The sequence below is a fragment of the Olleya aquimaris genome (genome assembly GCF_003259525.1).
GTDB classification, from domain to species: domain Bacteria; phylum Bacteroidota; class Bacteroidia; order Flavobacteriales; family Flavobacteriaceae; genus Olleya; species Olleya aquimaris.
In genome coordinates this window covers 108,117-133,677 of the sequence record NZ_QLLO01000009.1, presented here as the reverse complement: position 1 = coordinate 133,677, position 25,561 = coordinate 108,117, and the positions used below count along the sequence as shown (strand labels likewise).

Annotated in this window: 19 protein-coding genes; 2 read left to right on the top strand and 17 right to left on the bottom strand. The window is 33.0% G+C overall.

Annotation, left to right across the window (positions count from 1 at the left end; genetic code table 11):
* From LY08_RS12025 to LY08_RS12010, 4 genes are all read right to left on the bottom strand, one after another.
* On the bottom strand, nt 1–812 hold an 812-nt coding region (locus tag LY08_RS12025), incomplete at its 3' end, for a fibronectin type III domain-containing protein (protein WP_146603222.1).
* Nucleotides 813–947: 135 nt separating this feature from the next.
* The gene (locus LY08_RS12020) at nt 948–1,982 is read right to left on the bottom strand and encodes an aldo/keto reductase (RefSeq protein ID WP_111660694.1); all 1,035 of its coding nucleotides are present in this window, start codon (nt 1,980–1,982) and stop codon (nt 948–950) included.
* Between the two features lie 175 nt (nt 1,983–2,157).
* The gene (locus LY08_RS12015) at nt 2,158–3,111 is read right to left on the bottom strand and encodes an OmpA/MotB family protein (RefSeq protein ID WP_111660693.1); all 954 of its coding nucleotides are present in this window, start codon (nt 3,109–3,111) and stop codon (nt 2,158–2,160) included.
* Nucleotides 3,112–3,133: 22 nt separating this feature from the next.
* Nucleotides 3,134–3,895 (bottom strand): exodeoxyribonuclease III, encoded by a 762-nt coding sequence (locus LY08_RS12010; RefSeq protein WP_111660692.1) that lies wholly within the window; start codon nt 3,893–3,895, stop codon nt 3,134–3,136.
* 120 nt (nt 3,896–4,015) lie between these two features.
* Between LY08_RS12010 and LY08_RS12005 the strand changes: the two genes are divergently transcribed.
* Both LY08_RS12005 and LY08_RS12000 read left to right on the top strand, forming a co-directional pair.
* On the top strand, nt 4,016–7,459 hold the full coding sequence (locus LY08_RS12005; RefSeq protein ID WP_111660691.1) for a hypothetical protein: 3,444 nt from the start codon (nt 4,016–4,018) through the stop codon (nt 7,457–7,459).
* 167 nt (nt 7,460–7,626) lie between these two features.
* Nucleotides 7,627–8,106 carry a DUF3575 domain-containing protein gene (locus tag LY08_RS12000; protein ID WP_211305933.1) on the top strand — a complete coding sequence of 160 codons (480 nt, stop codon included), beginning with the start codon at nt 7,627–7,629 and terminating at the stop codon, nt 8,104–8,106.
* 82 nt (nt 8,107–8,188) lie between these two features.
* On the opposite strand, the gene LY08_RS11995 is transcribed toward LY08_RS12000, so the two are convergent.
* The 13 genes from LY08_RS11995 to uvrC form a co-directional block, all read right to left on the bottom strand.
* A complete protein-coding gene (locus LY08_RS11995; protein ID WP_111660690.1) occupies nt 8,189–10,804 on the bottom strand; it encodes a TonB-dependent receptor in 2,616 nt (871 codons plus the stop codon).
* Between the two features lie 168 nt (nt 10,805–10,972).
* Complete coding sequence (gene pgi / locus LY08_RS11990; RefSeq protein ID WP_111660689.1) at nt 10,973–12,616, bottom strand: glucose-6-phosphate isomerase; 1,644 nt, start codon at nt 12,614–12,616, stop codon at nt 10,973–10,975.
* On the bottom strand, nt 12,616–13,935 hold the full coding sequence (locus LY08_RS11985; protein WP_111660688.1) for a M23 family metallopeptidase: 1,320 nt from the start codon (nt 13,933–13,935) through the stop codon (nt 12,616–12,618). Before LY08_RS11985 ends, pgi begins: the two co-directional genes overlap by 1 nt.
* The gene (locus tag LY08_RS11980) at nt 13,893–14,816 is read right to left on the bottom strand and encodes a tryptophan 2,3-dioxygenase family protein (protein ID WP_111660687.1); all 924 of its coding nucleotides are present in this window, start codon (nt 14,814–14,816) and stop codon (nt 13,893–13,895) included. Before LY08_RS11980 ends, LY08_RS11985 begins: the two co-directional genes overlap by 43 nt.
* 6 nt (nt 14,817–14,822) lie before the next feature.
* Nucleotides 14,823–15,608: a DUF3108 domain-containing protein gene (locus tag LY08_RS11975; protein ID WP_111660686.1), complete on the bottom strand. Its 786-nt coding sequence runs from the start codon at nt 15,606–15,608 to the stop codon at nt 14,823–14,825.
* A 224-nt stretch (nt 15,609–15,832) separates the two neighbouring features.
* Nucleotides 15,833–16,285: a lipocalin-like domain-containing protein gene (locus LY08_RS11970; protein WP_111660685.1), complete on the bottom strand. Its 453-nt coding sequence runs from the start codon at nt 16,283–16,285 to the stop codon at nt 15,833–15,835.
* Nucleotides 16,286–16,308: 23 nt separating this feature from the next.
* A complete protein-coding gene (locus tag LY08_RS11965; protein ID WP_111660684.1) occupies nt 16,309–16,800 on the bottom strand; it encodes a hypothetical protein in 492 nt (163 codons plus the stop codon).
* A gap of 11 nt (nt 16,801–16,811) precedes the next feature.
* Nucleotides 16,812–17,360 carry a hypothetical protein gene (locus tag LY08_RS11960; protein ID WP_111660683.1) on the bottom strand — a complete coding sequence of 183 codons (549 nt, stop codon included), beginning with the start codon at nt 17,358–17,360 and terminating at the stop codon, nt 16,812–16,814.
* A gap of 81 nt (nt 17,361–17,441) precedes the next feature.
* A complete protein-coding gene (locus LY08_RS11955) occupies nt 17,442–18,644 on the bottom strand; it encodes a hypothetical protein (protein ID WP_111660682.1) in 1,203 nt (400 codons plus the stop codon).
* A gap of 234 nt (nt 18,645–18,878) precedes the next feature.
* Nucleotides 18,879–20,042: a 4-hydroxyphenylpyruvate dioxygenase gene (gene hppD / locus LY08_RS11950; RefSeq protein WP_111660681.1), complete on the bottom strand. Its 1,164-nt coding sequence runs from the start codon at nt 20,040–20,042 to the stop codon at nt 18,879–18,881.
* A 65-nt stretch (nt 20,043–20,107) separates the two neighbouring features.
* Nucleotides 20,108–21,265: a homogentisate 1,2-dioxygenase gene (locus LY08_RS11945; RefSeq protein ID WP_111660680.1), complete on the bottom strand. Its 1,158-nt coding sequence runs from the start codon at nt 21,263–21,265 to the stop codon at nt 20,108–20,110.
* A gap of 208 nt (nt 21,266–21,473) precedes the next feature.
* The gene (locus LY08_RS11940; protein WP_111660679.1) at nt 21,474–23,708 is read right to left on the bottom strand and encodes a patatin-like phospholipase family protein; all 2,235 of its coding nucleotides are present in this window, start codon (nt 23,706–23,708) and stop codon (nt 21,474–21,476) included.
* Entirely contained in the window at nt 23,705–25,498 is a 1,794-nt protein-coding gene (gene uvrC, locus LY08_RS11935; RefSeq protein ID WP_111660678.1) for an excinuclease ABC subunit UvrC, read from the bottom strand. Before uvrC ends, LY08_RS11940 begins: the two co-directional genes overlap by 4 nt.
* Nucleotides 25,499–25,561 lie beyond the last annotated feature (63 nt).

The following is a 25,561-nucleotide window of genomic DNA, read 5'->3' as shown; positions in this document are numbered from 1 at the left end:
CCACAATTACCTCTTACATATACTTCATACGCTGTACTTGGTGTTAATCCTGTTGCTGGGTATGGTGCATTTAATGTCGTAACTGTTCCATCTGTGGTTGGCACACCTGTTCCTGCTGGTTGTACCCAAATTTGCCACTCGGTTTCTGTACCTCCTGCATTCCATGAGATGTCTGCAGTACTATCTCCAGTTGTTGTTGCTGTTAAACCTGTAATATCTGGACAGGTTGGAGGCGCTTGTGAGGTTACTGTTGGAGAATTTATACAAAATCCCCATCCCCAAATGCCACCATCATCATAAAATAAACGGTATTTAAATCCTGATAATTGTGTCGCAGTAAAGCCTGCAATGTTTAATTGTTCTGAGGTAAAAGCTTCTGTTGTACCAGAACAAAAATTATCTGTTGGTGCTCCAGCAGTGTCTGCTTGTATTGGTGCTCCCCATGGATTCCATGTGCCTGCATCTGCATCCCAATACTCTGCACCAATAGCATCTGCACTTATCCAATTAAAAACATAATCAAAATCTACAAACAACCACGTCTCTCCAGCAGTAAATGCTGCAGTCAAATCTATGATTGGTGATTCTGCTTGGATATTATCCGAACTGGTACTACCAGCATCATCATCGTCAAATGCAAAGTTTGCGGTAGTAGTTGGATCTGCTTCAAAAGCTGCAGGAGCTGTGTTGTAAGTTCCTGTAACTGTCCAGTTGGTATTTGGCCAATTGGCTGGCTGATTAAGTACTTGTGAATTAGCTTGCCAGCCTATTAATGACAGTAGCAAGGCTAAAAATAAGGTAGTTTTTTTCATTATGAGGAATAAATTAATTAGTCTCCTAAACTAAAAAAAAATCACATTGAAAAAGATTAAAGAATGTTATAATAGATTAACGACCTTAATTACCGACAAAAAGTGTTAACAACACCAGTAAAAACTTACATGATTTTAAGGTGCTGGATTTGGAATTATTGCATGTATTTTATTGATCTCTTCCAGTATGTTTTCTGATAAATCTAGGTGAATACTATCAATATTTTCTTTAAGTTGCTGAAGAGATGTTGCACCAATAATATTACTGGTTACAAAGGGTCTTTGATTAACAAATGCTAAAGACATTTGCGCAAGTGACAAATTATTTTTTTCTGCTAATTCTAAATATTTTGTTGTAGCTAAAGTAGATTGTTCACTGCTGTATCTTGCAAACCTTGGAAACAGCTTTAGACGTGCGTTTTCACCTGCTGTGTTTTTAATATATTTTCCAGACAATACACCAAAAGCCATAGGAGAATACACCAACAATCCGATTTGTTCTCTCATAGATATTTCTGCCATGTCACCTTCATACACTCTGTTTAAAAGTGAGTATGCATTTTGAATGGTTACTGGTCTTGGTAGATTATTGTTTTTAGATTCTTCTAAATAACGCATGGTTCCCCATGCTTTTTCGTTTGAGATACCAATTTCTCTAATTTTACCTTCTTTTTTTACTTGTTGTAAAGTTTCTAAAATTTCTTTGAAATTATCTTTCCAAGGGTCGTTTGGATTGTGTTTATAATCTCTTTCTCCAAAGGTATTGGTTTGGCGTTCTGGCCAATGTAATTGATATAAATCTATATAATCTGTTTGCAATCTTTTAAGCTCTAAATTTACTGCTTCGTTAATTGCCGATTTTGAAAATCCTGTTGTACGTATGTGAGCTGTATAATCTCCTGTTCCTGCTATTTTAGAAGCTAATACTAAGTCTTCTCTTTTTTTGTTTTTTAACCAATTTCCAATAATTTGACTAGTTCTTCCAGAGGTTTCTGCTGTTGCTGGCACTGGATACAGCTCTGCTGTGTCAATAAAATTTACACCTTGATCTACAGCATAATCTAATTGTGCATGCCCTTCTTCTTGGGTGTTTTGATTACCAAAGGTCATGGTACCTAAACAAATTTTACTGACTTTAATATCTGTGTTTGGAAGTGTTGTATATTTCATAAGGTATTGGATAGAATTTTTAACAAATATAAAAAGACCTTTAGTTTGTTTTTTAACTAAAGGTCTAAAAGTTTGTTAAGGTTTGCGTTAGGGATAGTAGCGGTTAGCTTTTGGCGAGCGTATGCTTCGAGCCAAAACTAGTAGCGAATAGCCCGACCCTTGTGGTAACGCCCAATTAGTTATTTAAAAGATTTGTAATCTTATCTAACTTTGGAGTTAATATAACCTCTATACGTCTGTTTTTGGCTTTACCCTCTGGAGTTGTATTTGGTGTAATTGGTGCAAACTCTCCGCGTCCAGCAGCAGTAAGATTTTCGGCTTTTATATTAGGGTTTTCCTGTAGTATAGCGACAATTGCTGTTGCACGTTTTGTGGATAGATCCCAGTTGTCTTTTATATTTCCGTTTGGTGGATATGGTGCATTGTCTGTGTGACCTTCTATAAGCACAGAAATCTCTGGGTTATCCCCTAAAACGCTTCCTAATTGTTTGACTGCCTGACGACCTTGTGTGCCTACTGCCCAGCTACCAGATTGGAACAATAGTTTGTTTTCCATAGAAACGTACACTTTACCATTGCGTTGCTCTACGGTTAATCCTTTACCTTCAAAATCTGTTAATGCACTAGAAATGGCATTTTTAAGTGCTGTCATCTCTGCTTCTTTAGAGGCAATAATACGTTCTAAATCTGCAACGCGCTGCGAGCGTGATTCTAACTCTTTTTTTAGCTGTTCTAAACGTGTGTTTTCTGCTGCTAACGCTTGCTCTTTAGCTTCTAACTGCGCTAACAACTCTCTGTTTTTTTGAGTATTTGCAGCAATAGCAGAACTACTATTAGCATCTAGCGCATCGTAAGAGGCTTTTAAATTATCGTACTTGCTTTGTATTGCTGCATAGTCTGTTTCAAGTTGATTTTTTCTTGCTAGTGCATCATCATATTTTGAGGCTAATACTGTTAAATCATTTTCTAGACTATTTTTCTGGTCTAGTAAATCCTGATTTTCTTGAGTAAGGGTTTTATTTTCCTTTTTAAGGTCTGCATATTTTCCTTCTAATTCTTTATAAACCTTAGGGGATACACAGCTAGTTAAACATATAGCTAGTAAGATAATTGCGATGTTACTTTTCATATTAATAATATTTGGGCTTTAGTTATAAATCTAATTCTAATAAAATTGGACAATGGTCGCTATGTTTAGCTTCTGGTAATATAACTGCTCTTTTTATTTTTTGTTGTAATGGTTGGCTAACCATTGCATAATCTAATCGCCAACCTTTATTATTTGCTCTGGCATTTGCACGATAACTCCACCAAGAATATTCTTGACGTTCTGGATTTAGGTATCTAAACGAGTCTATAAACCCGCTATCTATAAAATTACCTAACCATTCACGCTCTTCTGGTAAAAATCCAGAAACACCTTTCATTTTTGGATTATGGATATCGATTTCTTCGTGACAAATATTATAATCTCCACAAACTATTAAGTTAGGTAATTGCTCTCTTAAATCGTTTAAATAATTATGAATCATATTCATATATTCAAACTTATGTGCTAACCTTGCGTCATTAGTCCCAGAGGGTAAATACATACTCATAATAGACACGTTGTCGTAATCTACCCGAAGGTTTCTACCTTCAAAATCCATAGACTCTATTCCAGTACCAAACTCGACATGATTGGGTTTAGTTTTACACAAAATAGCCACACCACTATAGCCTTTTTTTTGAGCACTAAACCAATAATTAAATTTATATCCAGCGTCTAAAAACAGATCTAAATCCAGCTGGTCTTCCATTGCTTTTATCTCTTGTAAACAAACCACATCTGGATTAGCACTTTTTAACCAATCTATAAATCCTTTGTTGATTGCTGCACGTATTCCGTTTACGTTATATGAGATTATTTTCATGCTTATGTTATTTGTTTCTGCTAAATTAAATAATGCTTTACTTTTACAAGATGAATTACCTCCTTTTTAATCAAAAAATATTAACAAAATAAACCTCTATTTTTGGTGTTATACTTGTAGATGAAATCAACCCTTACTTGTTTCTTTTTTTTATTTGGAATTTTTGCGTTTGCGCAAGAACAAACTAGTGGGTTAAAACAAAAAACTGTTGCTGTAAACAATAGTATCCAAATAGATAGTGTAAGCATCAATTCTAACGGTTTTAAAATAGAAACCAAACAAGGCGTTGTATTGGATTCTACTCACTATAGTGTAGATTTTGGAACTTCCATTATAACTATTCTAAAACCTATTGAAGCAGATTCAATTATTATTAATTACCGTAATTACCCCAAATTTTTAACTAAAACTTACAAGCAATTTGACGAGCGTGTTATTGTTGAAAGCACAGACAATATTAATAAATTAGTTAAACTAACACAGTCTAATACTACCCAAACTTATACACCTTTTGACGGGTTAACCACTTCTGGTAGTATTAGTCGTGGAGTCACAATTGGTAATAATCAAAACTCGGTTTTAAATAGCGAATTAGACTTGCAAATAACTGGAAAACTCAATGATAAAGTTTCGCTTCGCGCTAGCATCCAAGACGCCAATATCCCTTTGCAAGAAAGTGGATATTCCCAACGTTTGGATGAGTTTGACCAAGTGTTTTTAGAATTGTTTTCTGACGATTGGGCGATTAGAGCTGGAGATATTGATTTGATAAATGACCAATCTTATTTTGCATCATTTACTAAGCGTGTACAAGGGTTACAGGTTAAAGCTAAGTTTGGTGACGACAATCAACAAACTAACGTTTTTGCATCTGGTGCATTAGTACGTGGACAGTTTACCAACTACCAATTTACTGCTCAAGAAGGTAATCAAGGTCCTTATAAATTACAGGGTCCTAGTGGTGAATTATTTGTATTAATTGTCTCTGGAAGCGAAACCGTTTATGTTAATGGAGTGGCTTTAAAACGAGGTGAAAATGAAGATTATATTATCGATTATAATGCTGGCGAATTATTATTTAACTCTACTTATCCAATTACCTCTGAAATGCGAATTAGTGTAGATTTTCAGTACTCTGAACGCGATTATTCTAGAATCATCGCTTTTGGAGGTGGACATTATAAAAGTGAAAAACTAAAAATAGGCGCTTCTGTATATTCTGAAAATGACTCAAAAAACAACCCTTTACAGCAAAATTTATCTGAAGCTCAAGCCTTAATTTTAAGTGAAGCTGGAGATGATATGCAACTTATGGTTGCACCTTCTGAAGTGCCAGAAACCTATAATGAAAACCGGATTTTATACCGAAAAGACTTGTTTAATGGTGAAACCATTTATGTGTTTTCTAACAATCCTGATGACGAATTATTTAGCGTGAATTTTACTTTGGTTGGTGACAACCAAGGCGATTATATTTTAACCTCTACCAATGCTATTAATAATATTTATGAATTTGTGGCACCAGTTGGTGGAGTTAAACAAGGTAATTATGCACCAATTGTACAATTGGTAGCTCCAACTTTATTGCAAATTGCTGTTGTTAATGGTGAATATAATCCTTCAGCAAAAACAAATGTAAGCTTTGAAATTGCTGCAAGTAAAAACGACCTTAACTTGTTTTCTAGTATTGATGATGGCAATAATACGGGTTTTGCAGGTAAAATATTGGTAGAACAAAACCTAATTAAACACGATAGCTTATGGAATGTGAATGCTTTTGTAGATGCCGATTATATCCAACAAGACTTTAAAACCATCCAACGATTATACGCTCCTGAATTTAATAGAGACTGGAATTTAAGCCAAACCAACTCAAACTTATTAAATTCTAATTTAGGAAATCAAAGTTTGGTTTCTGGTGGATTTAAAGCGTTTCATTCTAAAAAAGGAATAGCAAATTATAGTTTTCAGCATTTAAATTATTCGGATAATTTTAATGGAAATAGACATAATTTATCTGCCAATTTAAATTTTGATAAGCTAAGATTATCAACTACAACAAGTGTTTTAAAAGCTAATGGTAGTGACAATACGTCTAAATTTTTTAGAACCTACAATAAAGCAATTTATGCTTTAAAAAAGCAATGGGTTGGTACAGGTTTTTCTGCTGAAGAAAATAAAGAACGTGTTAAAGAGACACAGCAATTTACAGATTTAACACAGCGTTTTACTGCTTACCAAGCGTTTACTGGAGTTGGAGATAGTACCAACGTTTTTGCTGAAGTAGGTTATAAATATAGGGTCAACGATAGTGTTAGAGTTAATAAATTACAACGTGTCAATAGTTCTAACACCTATTATTTAGATTCTAGATTATTAAAAAATGACAAGACTAATCTGTCTTTATACGTTAATTATAGAACTTTAAAAAATGAAGATGACACACAAGAGGATGAAAACTCATTAAACTCGCGTTTATTATTTAGTCAACGTTTTTTAAAAAACGGAATCCTTTGGAATACAGCTTTTGAAACCAATTCTGGAACCTTACCTCAGCAAGATTTTACTTATGTGCAAGTCGAACCTGGACAAGGTGCTTACACATGGATAGACTACAACAGTAATGGTATACAAGAGTTAGAAGAGTTTGAAATTGCACAATTCCAAGATCAAGGTGATTATATTCGAGTGCTTTTACCAAATCAAGTGTTTATAAAAACACACCAAAATAGACTAAGCCAAACTTTGACATTAAACCCTATAGATTGGGTTAATGCAACCAATAAAACTAAATTATTCTTTTCTAAATTTTATAATCAAACTAGTTATTTAATAGATCGAAAAATTAGGCGAAGTGGAGATAATTTTGATTTAAATCCGTTTAAAAAAGATGAAGAGAACCAACTTGGATTGACTTTAAACTTTAGAAACGTCTTGTTTTTTAATCGCGGTAAACAACGCTATACAACTTCTTACACCTATTTATGGAATAGCAGTGAGAATACCTTAAGTTTTGGGTTTTTAGAAAATAATTTAACAAGTCATCAATTAAATTTTATTCATAAAATTAAAAACAGTTGGCTGGTTACTTTAACCTCTGCTTCAGAACAGCAGTTTAGTAATAGCGAAAATTTTAGTAGTAAAAATTTTGATATTGATACCGAAAAACTCAACCCTAAACTCTCCTATTTATTAAACGATAATGTACAGTTTGATGTGTTTTATCAATATACTAGTAAGCAAAACACTATTAATAATTTAGAGTCTTTGCAACAACAAAAATACGGTTTGTCTTTTGCGTATTCACCTAAAAACAATGCTCAAGCAGGAGCTATTTCTGGCGAGTTTAATATCTTTAATAATACGTTTGAAGGTAATGCAAACAGTCCTGTTGCCTACCAAATGCTAGAAGGTTTACAACCTGGTAAAAACATGACTTGGACACTATTAGCACAAAAAAAACTGACCAAGTTTTTAGATTTAAATCTAACCTATTTTGGAAGAAAGACCGAAACCAGTAAAACTATTCATACTGGAAATGTGCAGTTAAAAGCTTATTTTTAATTAATTACAGCTTTAACGCAACCTTTTACTACATTTATGATCTACCAAGGGTATGATTATCGATTAGTCATAACTTATAACTAAACACAAAAACTCTTATGAAAAAAACACTTTTAGTACTTACCTTATTATTTTCTACATTATTTGTAACTGCTTAAAATGATAGTATTGCCAATAATTTAAAGAACAACGAATTAAAGTTAAACGCTACTAACCTAATAGTTTTTTCATGGCTAGATGTAGGTTATGAGCATGTTTTAAATGAAGAGGCATCCGTAGGTGTTAATGTATTGATTTCTTTTAATGACAATGAAGATATAGACTTAGAAGAATATCGAAACTTTTCGATAACACCTTATTATAGACATTTTTTCTCTAAAAAATATGCTCAAGGTTTTTTTGTGGAAGGTTTTGGGATGTTGAATTCTACTAAAAACGAGTATGTTTTTGATTCTTTTACAAATCAAAGTGTGCAAGATGATAAAAATTATGTCGATTTTGCATTAGGGGTTTCTATAGGAGCAAAATTTGTAACTAAACGAGGTTTTATTGCAGAATTCTATTTTGGTATAGGTAGAAACCTATTTAACAACAGTAACCTTGAAGTTGTTGGTAGAGGCGGTATTTCTATTGGATTTAAATTATAAATCGATACCACATATAACATAAATAAAAAAAGCCTCTTCTAAACGAAGAGGCTTTTTAATATATATGTTTTTCTAAAATGAATTAGAAATTGTAACGTAAGCTTGCGTTGTAAGTTCTACCAACACCTAAGAAATATCCAAAAGCATCTCTTTGGTTGATATAAGCTTCATTAAATAAGTTGTATACGTTAGCTCTAAAAGTCATTCTGTTAGAACCTAAATCAAAGTTGTACGTTAAACCTGCATCAGCTAATGTGTAAGCTGGTAATCTAACAGATTCATACTTACTTCCAGCTAAAGCAGCTGCAGCAACATCTTCTACATCAACAAACTCATATAAATCAGTATAAATGTTATAATCCATATCTACTGATAAGCCTTTTGTTAATTTAGCTCTAAAACCAACACCAAAAGATGTTTGAGGTGCATTACCAATTTTTACATCTGTTAAATCTACTTTACCGTCTGTTATTAAAAACTGCCCAGTATCGTCATTTTGTAATGTATAAGGTGTTTCTCCATCGTATTTCCAATTTCCAATAGAACCATATCCTCTAAAGCTAAACGAAGAAGCTATTGGTCTGTATTCAAAATCAAATTCTACACCATTGTGTACTTGAGTTACATCTGTGATTCTATAGTTACCAAACTCATCATCACTATTTCCTAAGATACCATCAGCTCCTGGTAAATCTGTACCAAAACCTAAGAATCTGTTACCCCAAGTTGAAGAGTATACATCTAAGTTTATTCTCCACTCGCTACCTTTAAATCTGTAACCAGCTTCAAGTCCAACAATTTCTTCATTTTCAACTTCAGGCTCTACTAATCTGTTAGAATATCTGATGTCTGCAAAAATATTATCTAAGAAAGGTTGACGTGAAAATAAACCTGCATTACCAAAAATTGAATGTTGGTCATTAAATTTATAAGCTAAACCTCCTTTTACGTTATATCCTGTTTTGCTTATTTTTTCAGATTTTCCTAAACCATCTCCTCGTCCTGTAAAACGCCCCTCTCTTTGGTATGATTGAGTAGATAATGCACCTTGGAAGAATGCAGAAAAGCTATCTTGCTTATATTCTACTTGTCCGAAACTTCCAACATAGTTAATTGTTTCAGAATAATCTCTATCATATCTTTGATCTTCATCTGCAAAGTTAAATAATGCAGACCAAGGATTAGCTTCGAAGCTTTCTGTTAACACGTAATCACTTGGACGATCTGTTCTAAAGTTATCGTTATATCCTGTTAAACCTAAGTAATCATTTATTTGTCTAAAGTGGTCTCCAGTATAAGTTCTTCCATCTACACCAACGTTAAATGACCAATTGTCATTCATTTCAATATTTAAGTTAGATAATAAACCGTACCAGTTATGGTTGTTTACTGATGATCTTCTTAAATAAGAATCTCCAAAATTACCTACACCATTGTCTGCAGTAGCAATGTTGTTTTCTACAATTTGATCAAAGTCAATTTGTCCGTTAGAGTCATTTCTTACTCTACCACGTCCAAGTCCACCTGTTCCTCCACCACGTCCCCATGATGCATATAATACAGAAGATAATTCTAAACCATCTTTAATTTTATAATCCCAGTTTAAGTTAGCAACTGGCTTATGGTAATAGTTACGTCTTTCTGTGTAACGAGAACCGTCTAAGAATCCAGTATTTGGATTAAACTTTTCTCCGTACTCTTCATATTCTTCTAAATCACTAGAAAAATTTTGGTCGTGCCATTGTGGAGCACCAGTTAGTAAAAAGTTGAAAGCATGCTGATCGTTTGGCTTATAACCAACAGAAAACAAATAGTTTTGTCCTTGACCTGCTGTACCAATAGAATACTTTCTGTGAGCTTGCCAATGGTCTACTAATACTGTGTAAGCCCATCCGCTTTCTTTTAATCCTGAGCTGTAAGATACTGTAGCTTTACCGTAACTATCGTTACCACCTAATAATCTTACAAATCCACCTTCTTGATTATCTGTAGTTTTAGATACAATGTTTACCGTACCTCCAACAGAAGAGATAGCTAATTTAGAAGCTCCTAATCCACGTTGGATTTGAACTGCATTAGCAACATCACTCATACCAGACCAGTTTGACCAATACATTCTACCATCTTCCATACCATTAATTGGCTGTCCGTTTAATAAGTAAGCTGTATTAATTTGATCAAAACCTCTTAAAAATATTTGGCTATCTCCAAATCCACCTGCTTGGTTAGAAACATAGATAGATGGAGTGTTTTTTAAAGCTTCTCCAAACTCTACGTTACCAGCAGACTTTAATTGGATATCTTTCCCTCTAATTGTTGAAACAGCAACAGGTGTTTCTCTACCAGCAGCTAAATCAATAACTCCAGAACCAATAATAACTACTTCATCTAAAGCGTTATCTGGATTAAGAGAAACGTTTCCTAAATTTTTGTTACCATTAAATGGTATTGAAATTTTGTTGTAACCTACATAAGAAATTTCGATTACTCCAGAATTTGACTGAGTTGTTAAGGTAAATTTTCCGTCAAAATCTGAGGTTGTACCATTGGTAGTACCTTTTTCTACAACACTAGCACTAGGTAGTGGCGTGTTTAATTCGGCATCCATAATGGTACCTGTAATGGTACTTTGTGCCATAGTAAATGCAGAGCACATTAATGCTACTGCAAAAAACATCATTTTAATTGTGTGTTTCATTGTATTAAATTAAGATTTGTTAGTTTCTAATTTTGTGCAAAAATAAGACTAATTATAATTGTAACATTAACTTAAGGTTAACATTTTTACATAGGGCAAAGGTACAGATAGTTTTTAGCCTATTAAATATTTAATTATCAAAACTATAAACATAGTTTTTAACAATAATTAACTTAATTTTTTGTAGTGTTCTAATAAATTTAAAGTAGAAGCGTCATGATTGGCAAAAGCGTCCTCTTTAAATTCTTTTAAAATTTTGTTAGCCAGCTGCTTACCTAGTTCGACACCAAATTGATCGTAACTGTAAATATTCCAGATAATTCCTTGAACAAATATTTTATGCTCATACATTGCTATTAGTTTACCTAAGCTTTCTGGAGTTAGTTTTTCTATAAAGATTGTATTGGTTGGTTTATTGCCTTCAAATTCTTTAAATGGGAGTAAGGATTGTATTTTATCTTCAGATAAATTTTGAGTTTTAAATTCTGCTATTACCTCTTCTTTTGATTTGCCATTCAATAAGGCTTCAGTTTGGGCAAAAAAGTTAGACATTAATTTGTCTTGATGGTCTTGATTACCATGTAACGCTTTTGCAAACCCTATAAAATCTGCTGGAATTAGTTTTGTACCTTGATGGATTAGTTGAAAAAATGCGTGTTGCGAGTTTGTTCCTGGTTCTCCCCAAATAATAGTACCTGTTTGATAGTCTACAGGGTTACCATTACGGTCCACACTTTTTCCGTTACTTTCCATGATACCTTGTTGCAAATAGGTTGCAAACTGGGTTAGGTATTGTGTATAAGGTATTATTGCTTCGCTTTCGGCATTAAAAAAGTTATTGTACCACACACTTAATAATGCAAGAATTACTGGAATATTATTATCAAATGCTTCCGTATTAAAATGGATATCCATTTTATTGGCTCCTTCTAAAAGTGAATTGAAGTTTTTATAACCAATAGATAAACTTATTGTTAACCCAACTGCACTCCACAGTGAAAAACGTCCACCAACCCAGTTCCACATAGGGAAAATATTAGCTTCATCAATACCAAAATCTTTGACTTTTTCAATGTTGGTTGACACAGCCACAAAATGCTTAGCAACATCCTCTTGTTTAGCATGATTTAAAAACCAGGTTCTAAGTGTATTGGCGTTTGATAAGGTTTCTTGAGTGGTAAATGTTTTAGAAACTATTACAAATAATGTGGTCTCTGGGTTTAGGTTTTTAATAACCTCGTTAACATGATCACCATCTACATTACTAACAAAATGAGTGGTTAAATGGTTTTTATAATACTGTAAACTTTCTACAACCATTGCTGGTCCTAAATCGCTTCCTCCAATACCTATATTTACTATATCAGTAAAGGGTTTATTAGTATACCCTTTTAATGCTCCAGAAATTATTTGGTTGGAAAAGGTTTCTATTTTTTGTTTAACAGCTATTACTTCTGGCATCACGTTTTTACCATCTACTAAAATAGAATCTGTTGCTTTAGCGCGTAAAGCAGTGTGTAATACTTCTCTACCTTCTGTTTTATTAATTACTTCTCCTGAATATTGTGCATCAATTGCTTCTTTTAGCTTGGTTTCTTCTGCTAATTCTAAAAGCAATTCTAGAGTTTGGGGTGTGATTCTGTTTTTAGAATAATCTACATAAAAATCTTCCCATTTAATGGTCATTTGATTTGCTCTAGTTAGGTTTTGAGCAAATAAATCTTTCATTTTTAAATCTTTTACAGCTTCAAAATGTTGTTGTAGCTTTTGCCAAGCTTTTGTGGTTGTTGGATTAATTGAAGGTAATGCCATTAGTTATGGAAAGTAATTTTGTTGTCTTGATCTATCTGTATGTCTAAAATCTGATTTTCTTCTATTGGAAGTATAAACTCAATTGCGTCTAATTGCTTTTTAATTGGTTTAATAAATTGTAGATATTTTGATTTTAAGCTGTCTGATATTGGTTCTGCTTCAGGTAATTTTTGTTTAAAAGGGTCGACTTGTTTTCCGTTTTTCCAAAAACGATAACACACGTGTGGTCCTGAGGTATTACCTGTCATACCAACATATCCAATAACGTCTCCTTGTTTTACAAAATCTCCTACTTTAGCTTTACGCTTACTCATATGTAAATACTGCGTACTATATGTAGAGTTATGTTTTATTTTAACATAGTTTCCATTTCCACCACGTTTTGCAGACTCGACCACTGTTCCGTTTGCAGTTGCCCTAATTGGTGTACCTACATTGGCAGCAAAATCTGTTCCTTTGTGAGGTCTTACTCTGTTTCCATATAAGGCAATTCTTCTGTTTAAATTGTATCTAGAGGAAATACGTTTATACTCTACTGGTGCTTTTAAAAAAGCACGACGTAAATTTTTAGCATCTTCAGAAAAATAATCCTTTAATCCTCTTATAGTATCTGTTTCAAATTCAAACGCGTAAAAAGGCTCGCCATTATGTTCAAAATAGGCTGCTTTGATGTTATCTATTCCTGCGTAAATAGAATCGTCAATATATTTTTCGGTATAAATAAGTTTGAATTTATCGTTTTTTTGAAGTCTAAAAAAGTCGATAGTCCACGCATAAATATCACTCATTTTGTACGCTAAAAGCACGCTTTTTCCTTGTTTAGCTAGTGCTTCAGAAATGTTAGACTCAATGATACCTGATACTTCTTTTTCGACGTATTTTATAGGTTTTGTGCTAGAATACGCATGTATTGAATCTTGAAAATTAATGACTACATAATCTGCTTTAGTGGGTTGATATATAAAGCATTTAGGTTGTTGAAGGGAATCGTTAGAGCACAGTAAAGTATAAGGTTTACCTACTTGTAAACGTCTTATATCAAAGGTATCTTTAGTTAATTGTGCGATTTGAAAAATCTTAGAATAATCTAACTCATGACGTTGAAGGATTTCGCCAAAGCTATCGCCTTTTCTAATAGTGTCACGTTTAACAATATAATCGTTTAGTTTAAAACCAAACTCGTAAAGCTCTACAGGCTCTATAACCGAAACGGTTTCTACAGGCTCTCTTTCTTCTTTTTTACAACTAAAAACCGTTAGAAAAAGACAGGCTAAAATTAGACATTTTTGCCCCAATCTTGCAATTCTTGTTCGGTCCATAAGTCTGGAAAAAATATTCGTCTTTGATATTTTGGATGCATATACTTTACCCATTCGCTTCCTCCTGTTGCTTCAGCAGTTTTTCCACCTATATTTAAATAGTGATTTGCTGTGTTATAATGTGCCATGACCCAAGTAATGTTTACTGTATAATCATAATGACGCATGGCTTTAATTAAATCTTTGTCTTCTTTTACGTCCTGTGGTAATCCTTTAAAAATAGTCCACAAATTATGCGTGTTATAGAATTCTGCAAATCTAATAAATTCGTCTTTGTATTTGGCTTCAAAAACTGTTAATGTGTAGCTTTTTTTCCCTGTTTTATAGTCTTTTCCTGCTGCTTGCCAATATAAATGCTCAAACGCATGCTCAAAAGACGTGTTGCGGTCTATAGTTTCTCTAAAACGGTTGTCAATAAGATTAATCAACTCGGTTGAAGCAAATTCTATCTTACGGTATTGAGCTGATTGAAACCCACTAGCAGGTGTTAAGGTATTACGAAACTTGTTGTATTGTTCTACATCCATACCGTCTTTCATAACAGTAAAAGACGATGTTAAGACATCAAAATAGCGACTTATACGCATGATTTTGGTTTCAAAATAAGCTGCGGTAATATCTTTTTTATGAGCCACTTGATCGATTTCCCAGAGAATCATTTTAAACAACAACTCGTTAACCTGATGATACATTAAAAACACCATCTCGTCTGGTAAAGTTGTACGTTGGACTTGAAGGTTTAACAAGGCATCTGTCTGAATATAATCCCAATAATCTATGGGTTTGCTGTACAAAAGACCTTCTAGATGCGTATTTACATTTTGGTCTAATGCACTGTATTTATCTTCTAATTGGTTGGTTATTTTTTGGTCTATATTCATTACAAATTAGTTGTCTGCTATAATTTTAAAGCTATGTTTTAAACCTTTAAATGCTTCTAAATCTGCTCTTAAAGAACCTACAGCAAGGTCTGCTTTGATACGTAAAGGTATTTTATTTTTATCGTTAGACACCCAAAGGGTTAAACTTTCTTCTTCTTTAAACACACGACCAGCCATAACATATGGTCTAAACATTAATGTTTCTACAGTTCCAAAACTGGTATCTAAATTTTCTTTTCCTAAAAATTTAAGTTTGAATCCATAGTTTTCTTCGTCAAAAAACATATCTAGTTTTATTTCGTCACCAACTTTAAGTGTCTTAGTATCTAACTTGTTTCTAAGGTAGTAAAACGTGGACACCATGTCCTGTACGTTAGCTTTTGTATCTACCGTCTTTTTTGTTTCATGCTTTTTGTTATAAACTAAAGCTTTTCTGTTTTCTTGGTCAAACTTAATTTCGATATTTTTTTTGTGACCACCTTCATCTATATTTCTAATAAACTTGTAAGGTAATATGGTGGTTTTATCAAAATAACTCTCGTAACGGTCTTCTACTTTAAAAAACCATTTAATCATTCCGGTTGTCCACCCTTTTCCAACTACGTGGAATACTGGCTTCCCATTTAATGTAGTTTCATTAACTTGAAGAGTTGCATTACCCGCTTTTAAAAAGCCACTATAGCTCATTTTAAATTTAAACCACTCGCCCCCTTTAAATGCAGGTTCTGGATTAGAAGCAACAGTAAATGTTACTGTAAAAATTGCTAATATTAAAAGTATTTGTTTTTTCATAACTAAAGTAATTATATAACTTGGATTAACTAAGTTATAGGTTGTTACAACTTAGAATACAATTACTATTCCAAAAATATAAAACAAAAAAATGCCATCTTAATATTTGATGGCATTTTTTTGATATTAAACCTATAAAGTTTTGTTAAAGCGTACCACGTTTAGCTTGCTCACGTTCGATAGATTTGAATAAAATGTTAACGCTTTTATTAATGACAATTACTTTAATTTATTTTTGTGTAGGTATATGCTACTCTATCCTCTTGAGGATACTCACCATCTATACTATCCCAATACTCAATAAATACTAAGGTGGTTTGGTTTAGTGTTTCAATATTGTTTTTAATAATATAATCACTTCCATTACCTCCTTCTTCTGGAACAGTAACGGTTAAAATATTATTTTCTAAAACGTAAAAAATGGTCCGTGTGGCAAAGTCGCAATTTCCTGAGGTATCATAATATACATCAAGGTTTCCGTTTGCTGTAAAGGTAAAGGTTTGCATAAGTTCGCAATCATCTAAAGGCTCACTTATAGTGCCATAAGTTATACTTTGTAGTTTCCATTCACCAAGTATTGATGCTTGTGGTGGTGTGACTTGATTACCATCGTCTGGGTCGCAACTACTTAAAATAAGTGTTATAACTATTAAGCAAAATTGGATGTATTTTTTCATTTTCTTTCTTATAGATTTATTTTTTATTCTAAACAATCTCCATCACAAGGTGTTGCATTGTTAAAATCATACTCAGTTATTATAAATTGAAAAACTTCTTTTTGAACCTCTGAGTAATTACCATGACGCAGAGGATGCCTATTTAATGGTAATGAAAAAGCACTAGAATCCCATAATCCTGATGTGTAGTCATATGTTATGAATTTAGAATTACTAAATATTATTTTTAAAGAATCACAATCAAAATAAGCTCTACGAGGAAATGACCCGTTATCCTCAAACCATTGGTCGTTTCCTGTTGTATATGTCAATACATCGCCATTGTAAATTTCATTTTCTAAAATATTTATATCAAAAAATGTGTCATCAAACGTATTAAAAAATCTAATTTGTAATTCTACTGTACTATTATTTTTGATTTGATATTGTCGGTTAATTTCTCGTGCTTCTGGCCAACAACTTTGTATGAAAATTAAACCAACTGTGACTAAAATTAATTTAAATATTGTTTTCATAATTTTAAGTATTAATTATCAGGCCAGTTTGCAAAAAGCTCAAATAAATTTCCTTCTGTTGGATTATCATACATATTAATAATGTTATCTCTCCATTTCCACCAGCTATTAGCTGTAAACAAAGCATTTTCTAACTGTGTTATTGAATAACCACTGACATTGTCAGCAGGAAAATCTAAATCACCATTTCCAAAATCTGGATCTGTTCTTTGGTTAATATCATCTATCATATCCCAACCACCAGAGGTGTAATGGTTTTGATCTTGAATCATTAAATTTTGAAAATTACCATATAAATACTCATAACCTGCAACGTTAAATACATTAGTATAACGCTCTAGAGCAAAAGCAATCTCTACAGTAGTTGCCCATGATTCTAAAAGTCTTCGGTTATTATTTCTAATCGCTGCACTATGCCCCAAAAAAGCATCTTGTACAATATCGTCATAAACAAAAACATTATTGACCCAATGTGAAGCATGTGCTATTTCGTGTATCGTTGTACTATAGACTTCGTCCGAATTCTTACCATAAGCTTTTATGTGTACTTTTGCCGACAAACCAAATGTTATTTCACTTCTTATATGAGAAAAAGAAGATGGAAATCCCCAAGGTGTAGATTCTCTTGCTGCAATTTTTAATTATGAATTTAAAAAACCATTTTCTGGAGGACTTTTTAAACCAAATCTACTTCCATAATAATAATCATGAGCTGCTGTGTGTATCATTGCATGATACTCGTCATCTCCTCCTATTATATTGTGATTCCAACGTGCGTTTTTAAGTTTTGGACCTCTGGTTTCTGCTTGAAAAATAGACCCATTTCTAATACTATATTGGTAACGTTCCCATTGGATAATATAACGTGCTTTACCTCTAACATAACCCGTATTAAAAACACCATTTGCATTTGTGATACCTGACCTAACCGTAAACCATTGTCTCATGAGTACCTGTGCGCCTTGTAAAGGTACAAAACCACCACCAGGAATTTGTTGGGTTTCACAAACTGTTCCATAAATTGGCACTATACAATCATATAATGATATAAAACCAGTGCCTGTACACTGTGATTCGTCAAAACCTATTATAACTTCTTGACAAATTTGACCTCCAGGCGTTGTTCCGCCAATACCATCCCAAACCGTTAACGTACCTGAAGGATACCATTTACGTCCAAAAATCCATCGTGCTTGTTGTGTACTTGGGTCTATAATTTCACCGTCTTCTAATAGTTCTTGCTCTTTGCCTACTAAACTATACGCTTCATATAATAAATGGTGTAGTAAATCTTCTTCATTATTAATAACTGTTTTACTTGTAATAGGTGTTGCAGTGTCACCATTAAAAAAAATATCATCCTCTGGTATGTACAAGTCACCAAGTGGTAGATTATTAACATTAGGTAATGCTTTACCTACAGGTACTGCTGCAAAATACTCTGGAAATTGACCTTCTGGCAAATCTGGTCTGTTATCATGAAACGAATCATCAAACTCGTAATCTAACGGATAATCTGACAATACTAACGTAGAATCTTGTTTTAATAACGCAACTTCATCTTCACTTTGAGGTGTAAATTTTATGTAGGTATGTGAGTTACTAATACTAAATTGGTCTAATAAACTAGAATTAGCTCTTAATGAATTTTCGCCTGTATTTAAAATATATTCTCCTCTAGCTACTTTAGCTTTAATGGTGTCTAAAGCCATTTTCATATTGGTAGTAGCATAAGGGTTTTCTAGTACGACACCTCCTTCGTAACGATTTATAGTATTATTGGATGTTGGTTCGATATCAAAAGGCTCGTCTTGACAGGATGTTAATGCAATACAAAGCGCCATTAAAACTATAACCTTATAGCGTTTGCAGAGAGAGAGAGAGAGAGAGAGAGAGAGAGAGAAAATTTAGATTGGTAACTTTGGTTTTTCATACTTTAAATGTGTTTAGTTATATTACTAAGTTAGTTAAATTATAAGAAAAACCTTATGTGTTATAATAAAATTTGTTCTCGATACGATTTTTCGTACCTCAAAATCACTCGATCTGACTACGTCAAAACACTAAACCGAATATAATTATAAAGTCCCACGTTTGGCTTGCTCACGTTCGATAGACTCGAATAATGCTTTAAAGTTTCCTGCACCAAACCCTCGTGCTCCCATACGTTGGATGATTTCAAAAAATAAGGTAGGTCTGTCTTGTACTGGTTTTGTAAAAATTTGAAGTAAATACCCTTCTTCGTCTGCATCAATCATAATACCTAAGCTTTTTAATTTTTCAATATCCTCTCTTAGTTCATGACTAAATTCTTCTAAACGACCAGGAACTGCTCTATAATATTCTTCTGGAGGTGTGGATAAAAATTCTACACCGTTAGCACGTAGTTGAGATACTGTTTTAATAATATCGTCTGTTGCTACAGCAATATGTTGTACACCTGCGCCTTCATAAAAGTCTAAATACTCTTCAATTTGTGAACGCTTTTTTCCTTCTGCTGGCTCGTTAATTGGAAATTTAATTCGTCCATTTCCGTTGGACATTACTTTACTCATTAAAGCTGAGTATTCTGTATGGATTTGTTTATCGTCAAAAGATAAGAAGTTTTCAAATCCCATGACGTCTTCATACCACTTTACCCAAACATTCATTTGGTTCCAACCTACATTTCCAACCATATGGTCTATGTACTTTAAACCTGCAGTTGGTGGATTGTAATCAGACTCCCATTTTTGAAAACCTGGTAAAAAGGCACCATTATAATTTTTACGTTCTACAAACATATGAATAGTTTCTCCGTAAGTGTAAATTCCTGCTCTCACCACTTCGCCATGCTCGTCTTTTTCAACTGTTGGTTCCATATAAGATTTTGCACCTCTTGAGGTTGTTTCTTTATAAGCCTGTCTGGCATCTTCAACCCATAATGCTACGACTTTTACACCATCGCCATGCTTAACAATATGGTCGTTAATTTTTGACTTACTGTTTAAAGGTGTAGTTAGCATTAGCTTAATTTTATCTTGCGTTAAGACATAACTTACAGAATCTTTTGACCCTGTTTCTAAACCTTTATATGCATGAGACTGAAAGCCAAATGCTGTTTTATAAAAATGTGCTGCTTGTTTGGCGTTACCTACATAAAACTCGACATAATCTGTCCCTAAAAGTGGCAAAAAGTCTTGCGCGCCTTCAAATATTTTTTCTAAACCGTAGTTTACTGATTCTATTTCTTTTTTACTCATTTTGTTAGTTTGTTTATTGATGAGTTTATTTGTTTATTCGTTCTTATTGTATCTCTTATCAAAATTTATTCAACCCAAGATTTATAATACTCTTCATCTGCTATTTTTAGTGCTTCTTCTGTTACCATTAGCGGTTTAAATGTATCTACCATTACAGCTAGCTCGTCTGTTTTAACTTTTCCAATGCTACGCTCTGTAGCTCCTGGATGTGGACCATGTGGAATACCTGCTGGGTGTAAAGAAATATGTCCTGCTGCAACATCATTACGTGACATAAAATCTCCGTCTACATAATACAATACTTCATCACTATCAATATTACTATGGTTGTATGGTGCAGGAATGCTATCTGGATGATAGTCGTATAACCTTGGCACAAAGCTACACACTACAAATGCATCTGTTTCAAAGGTTTGATGCACTGGAGGTGGTTGGTGAATACGACCTGTAATTGGCTCAAAATCATGAATTGAAAAGGCATATGGATAATTATATCCATCGTATCCAACAACATCAAATGGATGCGTGGCGTATACCATTTCAAATATATCGTCTTGCTTTTTTACTTTCATTAAAAAATCACCTTTTTCATTGTGCGTTTCCAACTCTTGAGGTTGTCTTAAATCACGTTCGCAAAATGGTGAATGTTCTAATAATTGACCAAACCAATTACGGTATCTTTTTGGTGTGTAAATTGGTCGTTTAGATTCTACAATAAATAAACGGTTGTCTTTTGTATCAAAATCTATTTTGTAAATAATACCACGAGGTACTAACAAATAATCACCATACTTAAAATCTAGATTTCCAAGATGGGTTCTTAATTTACCTGTGCCTTTATGGATAAAAATAAGCTCGTCTGCATCAGTATTTTTATAAAAATAGTCTTTGGTGGATTGTTTTGGCGCAGCTAAAATAATACTACAATCGCTATTAGTTAGTACTGTTTTACGCGAGTCTAAATAATCGTTTTCTGGCTTCACTTGAAAACCTTTTAAACGATAGGATTGTATATGATTAGCTTTTGCAATTTTAGGCGCAACACTATACTGTTTTTTTATAGCTTTTACTTGTGTTGGTCTATGCTCATGATACGAGTTTGTAGACATCCCATCAAAACCTATGGTACCAAATAATTGTTCAGCGTATAAAGAACCATCTGGTTTACGGAATTGGGTATGTCTTTTTGGTGGTATTTTTCCTAGTTTATGATAAAATGGCATTTTTTTAGTTTTTAAATTGAAAAATGAGCGTCATGAATAATTAAACTGACGTCAGACTAAATGCTTAACAAGGTAGGACACTCATTCTGGATTACGTTTAATCAAGAATTTTAGATGTGATAATAAGTTATTCCAAATTGTTATCATAATCTAACAAATATCGTGAATTTTTATGAGTTTGAGAAGTGTTTTAATACAAAAGCAGTGACTAAAACCAATAGCCTAAATTAAAAAACCAAAAGCTTTGTTTGGTTTCTGGAGAAAAGGTGTATTTAGCTTCTATTGGTCCTAAAAAAGATTGGAATGAATAGCCTATAGCGTAACCCGTGTAATCTGGCAACGAGAACCAATTACCCGTATCATACAATCTATCTTCTACATTAGCAAAATTTGCACTTACCATCAAATGGCTTTTAGGTACAAATTGATAATCTAAATTAATACCTCCTTTGATGTAAGAATCTGCTGCTATCGACAAAAAGTCATAACCATAAAACGCTTTAAAATTATTGATAAAATTATTACCGTATCCACCAAGTACAAAGTCTAAAAAGCGATTGGCTTTAGGGTTAATTTTAAATCCTCCATCAGAGGTTATGTTAAGAGATAATTTATCGTTTATTTTAAACGCATATCCAACATCTGCTTTAAGAATAGTAAACGGTGAAAACGTGCTAGAAAAATCTGAAGAATACACATAATAATTTCCCTCTGCTGAGAAGAATACTCCTTCTGTTGGAAAGTACTTACTATCATAAGTATCAAATTTTAAAGCACCAAAAAGGCTTACATAGTTACTGTTTTCAAAAACGGTTTCATTTTGATTTTGAGAGGACAAAATGGTTTCAGTTTTAATTTTAAGCTTTTTATGTTCTGCACCTATTGTAAACACCAAATCATTTCTAAATAATGTTTGTAAATAAAACTGGTTAGTTAAATCTGAAAGCTCTGTATTAATTTTATTAACACCAGAACTAGCAATTTGAGCAGGTGTTAAAAAGGCATTAGCTACAATACCTTGATCAAATTCGCTATATCTAGAGCTTAATCCTATACTCCAATAAATTCCTTTATCTATAAAATAGTCAAAATTATACCTTACATGGTCTCCAACTATTAGGTCTAAAGAAGCTACATCGTTTTTTAATAAAAACTGCTTTTTAGTGATATTAGTCAACAAGGCGCTTTTGTACAACCCATCATAGTGCAAACCTAGTTTTAAGAATGTCGTTTTTTTAGTTTCAGAAACATCTGTAATAATTCTATAACCATTATTGTCTTCTAATTTTAACTCGTAAAAAAAGTTATCAAAATTATTAGTAGCTACAACATTGTTAGCGCCTTTAGACAGGTCTTGATAGGCAATTTTAGAATAAGGTCTTATATTAAGTTTACCTAAAATATAAGACCTAGTATATTTATCAATTCCATTAGTCTCTATATAATTTATTTGCAAACTATCTGGAGAGGACATGACTTGTCTAACTATTGGTTTTTGTTGTTGTTTTTCTTTTAATTGCTTAAGTATATCTATTTTTTCTAACGCAGCTATTTGACCATTATTAATTATTTGTCTTCCGTCGCTAAAAGACACGACATTAAATTTAGTTATATCTGGTTTGATATAAACATCAGTCTCTTTAGACTTAATTTTCATATCATTAATAGTCCTAAAATTATTTATTTGAAACAGTATTTGTGGAGCAGAAGATAAGTCTGTTCGATTGGCTAGCCCATCCTGCACATCTACACCTATAATAATATCGACTCCTTTTGCTTTTAACTCTGTTATTGGATAATTATTAACCACACCACCATCTATTAATAATTTTCCATCAATCTCTACAGGTTGGAATAATGATGGAAAAGCACCACTAGCCTTTACTGCTTGAGGTAAATTACCTTTTTCTAAAACGACTTGCTGACCAGTTTCTACATCTGTACCAATACAGAAAAACGGAATAGGTAGTTTTGAAAAATCGTCCTCGTTGCTAACATGAAGCAACAACTTGGTTAACAAGTTAAACGTGTTTTGCCCTTTAGAAAGCGCTGAAGGCAGTTTAACTTTGAGATGATCAAAAGGCAAGGTGATAGCATATTTTTCTGAAATTTCACGCTCGTAAGTAGATTTTGCATACCTCGGAATGTTATCACTGATAATATCATCAAAATTAACACCTTCAAAAATCGAATCTAATTGCTTACCTGTATAACCTGATGCATATAAAGATCCTATAATGGCTCCCATACTTGTTCCTGCCACATAATCTATCCTTAACCCAAGACTATCAATAACCTTTAAAGCTCCAATATGAGCAAACCCTTTGGCACCACCACCACTTAACACTAAACCAATTTTTGGATCTTTTGGTATAGTATCTTGTGCTTTAACACTTGTGTTAAAAGCAAAAATTAAGATTAAAGCTATAACGATTAGTCTCATTCTTTATGGTAATAATTATAAATTTTTGTAGCTCTAGAATTACCTACAACCTCTTCCAGCTCGTCAATTTTAGCATTAGCAATACGTTTAGCAGATTTAAATTTTTTTAATAATTCTATTATCGTTTTTTCTCCAATACCTGGAATAGTTTCCATTTCTGTGTTAAGCGCCTGCTTACTGCGTTTGTTACGATGATGCTCTATCCCAAAACGGTGTGCTTCATTACGCAATTGTTGTATTACTTTTAACGTTTCTGATTTTTTATCTAAATATAAGGGAATTGGATCATTTGGATAAAATAATTCTTCCAAACGTTTAGCAATTCCGATAATAGCTATTTTTCCTCTTAGCTCTAAAGCATCTAAACTTTTTAACGCAGAAGAGAGTTGTCCTTTCCCTCCATCTATAATAATTAGTTGCGGTAACGGTTGATTTTCTTCTAACAGTCGTCTGTATCGTCTAAAGACCACTTCTTCCATAGAAGCAAAATCGTCTGGACCTTCAACCGTTTTAATATTAAAATGTCTGTAATCTTTTTTGCTAGGTTTTCCGTTTTTAAAAACCACACATGCTGCCACAGGATTAGTTCCTTGAATGTTAGAATTGTCAAAACACTCGATATGTCTTGGTTCTTCTTTTAATCGTAAATCTGCTTTCATCTGTGCCATTATACGATTAGCATGACGATCTGGATCTGTAATTTTAACTTGCTTAAAACGTTCTAATCTATAATATTTGGCATTTCTTAATGATAAGTCAAGGATGTGTTTTTTGTCACCTAATTGAGGTATAGTTACTTTAAGTTCTTCACCAATATCCACTTTAAAAGGAACATAAATTTCCTTTGAAGTAGAGTTAAATCGTGCTCTAATTTCTATAATGGCAAGCTCTAATAGTTCTTTATCGGTTTCGTCTAATTTCTTTTTAATTTCTAACGTATGAGAGCGTATAATAGACCCATAAGACAATTGTAAAAAGTTAACATAACCATGTCCAGCATCGCTAACTATTGAGAATACATCCACATTGCTAATTTTAGGATTAACTATAGTTGATTTGGCTTGATAGTTTTCTAAAACCTCTATTTTTTCCTTTATAAGCTGTGCTTCTTCAAATTGCATATTCTCAGCAAACTGCCTCATTTGCTGTTTAAAATTACCTAAAGAGTCTTTAAAGTTTCCTTTTATAATTTCTCTAATGGCTTTAATATTTTGGTTGTAATGCTCTTCTGCTTCAAGACCTTCACATGGTCCTTTACAGTTTCCTAAATGGTATTCTAGACACACTTTGTATTTACCAGCTTCAATTTTACTTTCTGCCAAATCGTAATTACAGGTTCTAATTTGGTATAAGCCTCTAATTAAATCCAACAAGGTGTACACGGTTTTTATACTAGTGTAAGGCCCAAAATATTCGCTACCATCTTTGATGTAACGTCTGGTATGAAACACTCTAGGAAAACGTTCGTTTTTTATGCAAATCCACGGATAACTTTTATCGTCTTTTAACAAGACATTGTAACGTGGTCTGTGTTTTTTTATCAGGTTATTTTCTAATAGTAACGCATCGGTTTCAGTCTCTACAACAATATGCTTGATATTAGCTATGCGTTTAACAAGTACTCTGGTTTTTCCGTTTTCGTGGGTTTTAGTAAAATATGAGCTGACCCTTTTTTTTAAGTTTTTAGCTTTACCAACATAAATAATTGTGCCTTCAGCATCAAAATACTGGTACACACCAGGAGATTCAGGTAAGGTTTTAAGTTGAATATCTAAATTAGTTTGACTCATTTTACTTTAAAAAATCGAAGACATTTGGTTGCTAATCAAAGGTAATTATTTAAAAACAACTAA

Coding starts and splice junctions, on each gene's coding strand:
- LY08_RS12020 (WP_111660694.1), bottom strand. CDS start 1,982: ATGAAATATACAACACTTCCAAACACAGATATTAAAGTCAGTAAAATT.
- LY08_RS12015 (WP_111660693.1), bottom strand. CDS start 3,111: ATGAAAAGTAACATCGCAATTATCTTACTAGCTATATGTTTAACTAGC.
- LY08_RS12010 (WP_111660692.1), bottom strand. CDS start 3,895: ATGAAAATAATCTCATATAACGTAAACGGAATACGTGCAGCAATCAAC.
- LY08_RS12005 (WP_111660691.1), top strand. CDS start 4,016: ATGAAATCAACCCTTACTTGTTTCTTTTTTTTATTTGGAATTTTTGCG.
- LY08_RS11995 (WP_111660690.1), bottom strand. CDS start 10,804: ATGAAACACACAATTAAAATGATGTTTTTTGCAGTAGCATTAATGTGC.
- pgi (WP_111660689.1), bottom strand. CDS start 12,616: ATGGCATTACCTTCAATTAATCCAACAACCACAAAAGCTTGGCAAAAG.
- LY08_RS11985 (WP_111660688.1), bottom strand. CDS start 13,935: ATGGACCGAACAAGAATTGCAAGATTGGGGCAAAAATGTCTAATTTTA.
- LY08_RS11980 (WP_111660687.1), bottom strand. CDS start 14,816: ATGAATATAGACCAAAAAATAACCAACCAATTAGAAGATAAATACAGT.
- LY08_RS11975 (WP_111660686.1), bottom strand. CDS start 15,608: ATGAAAAAACAAATACTTTTAATATTAGCAATTTTTACAGTAACATTT.
- LY08_RS11970 (WP_111660685.1), bottom strand. CDS start 16,285: ATGAAAAAATACATCCAATTTTGCTTAATAGTTATAACACTTATTTTA.
- LY08_RS11965 (WP_111660684.1), bottom strand. CDS start 16,800: ATGAAAACAATATTTAAATTAATTTTAGTCACAGTTGGTTTAATTTTC.
- LY08_RS11955 (WP_111660682.1), bottom strand. CDS start 18,644: ATGGCGCTTTGTATTGCATTAACATCCTGTCAAGACGAGCCTTTTGAT.
- hppD (WP_111660681.1), bottom strand. CDS start 20,042: ATGAGTAAAAAAGAAATAGAATCAGTAAACTACGGTTTAGAAAAAATA.
- LY08_RS11945 (WP_111660680.1), bottom strand. CDS start 21,265: ATGCCATTTTATCATAAACTAGGAAAAATACCACCAAAAAGACATACC.
- LY08_RS11940 (WP_111660679.1), bottom strand. CDS start 23,708: ATGAGACTAATCGTTATAGCTTTAATCTTAATTTTTGCTTTTAACACA.
- uvrC (WP_111660678.1), bottom strand. CDS start 25,498: ATGAGTCAAACTAATTTAGATATTCAACTTAAAACCTTACCTGAATCT.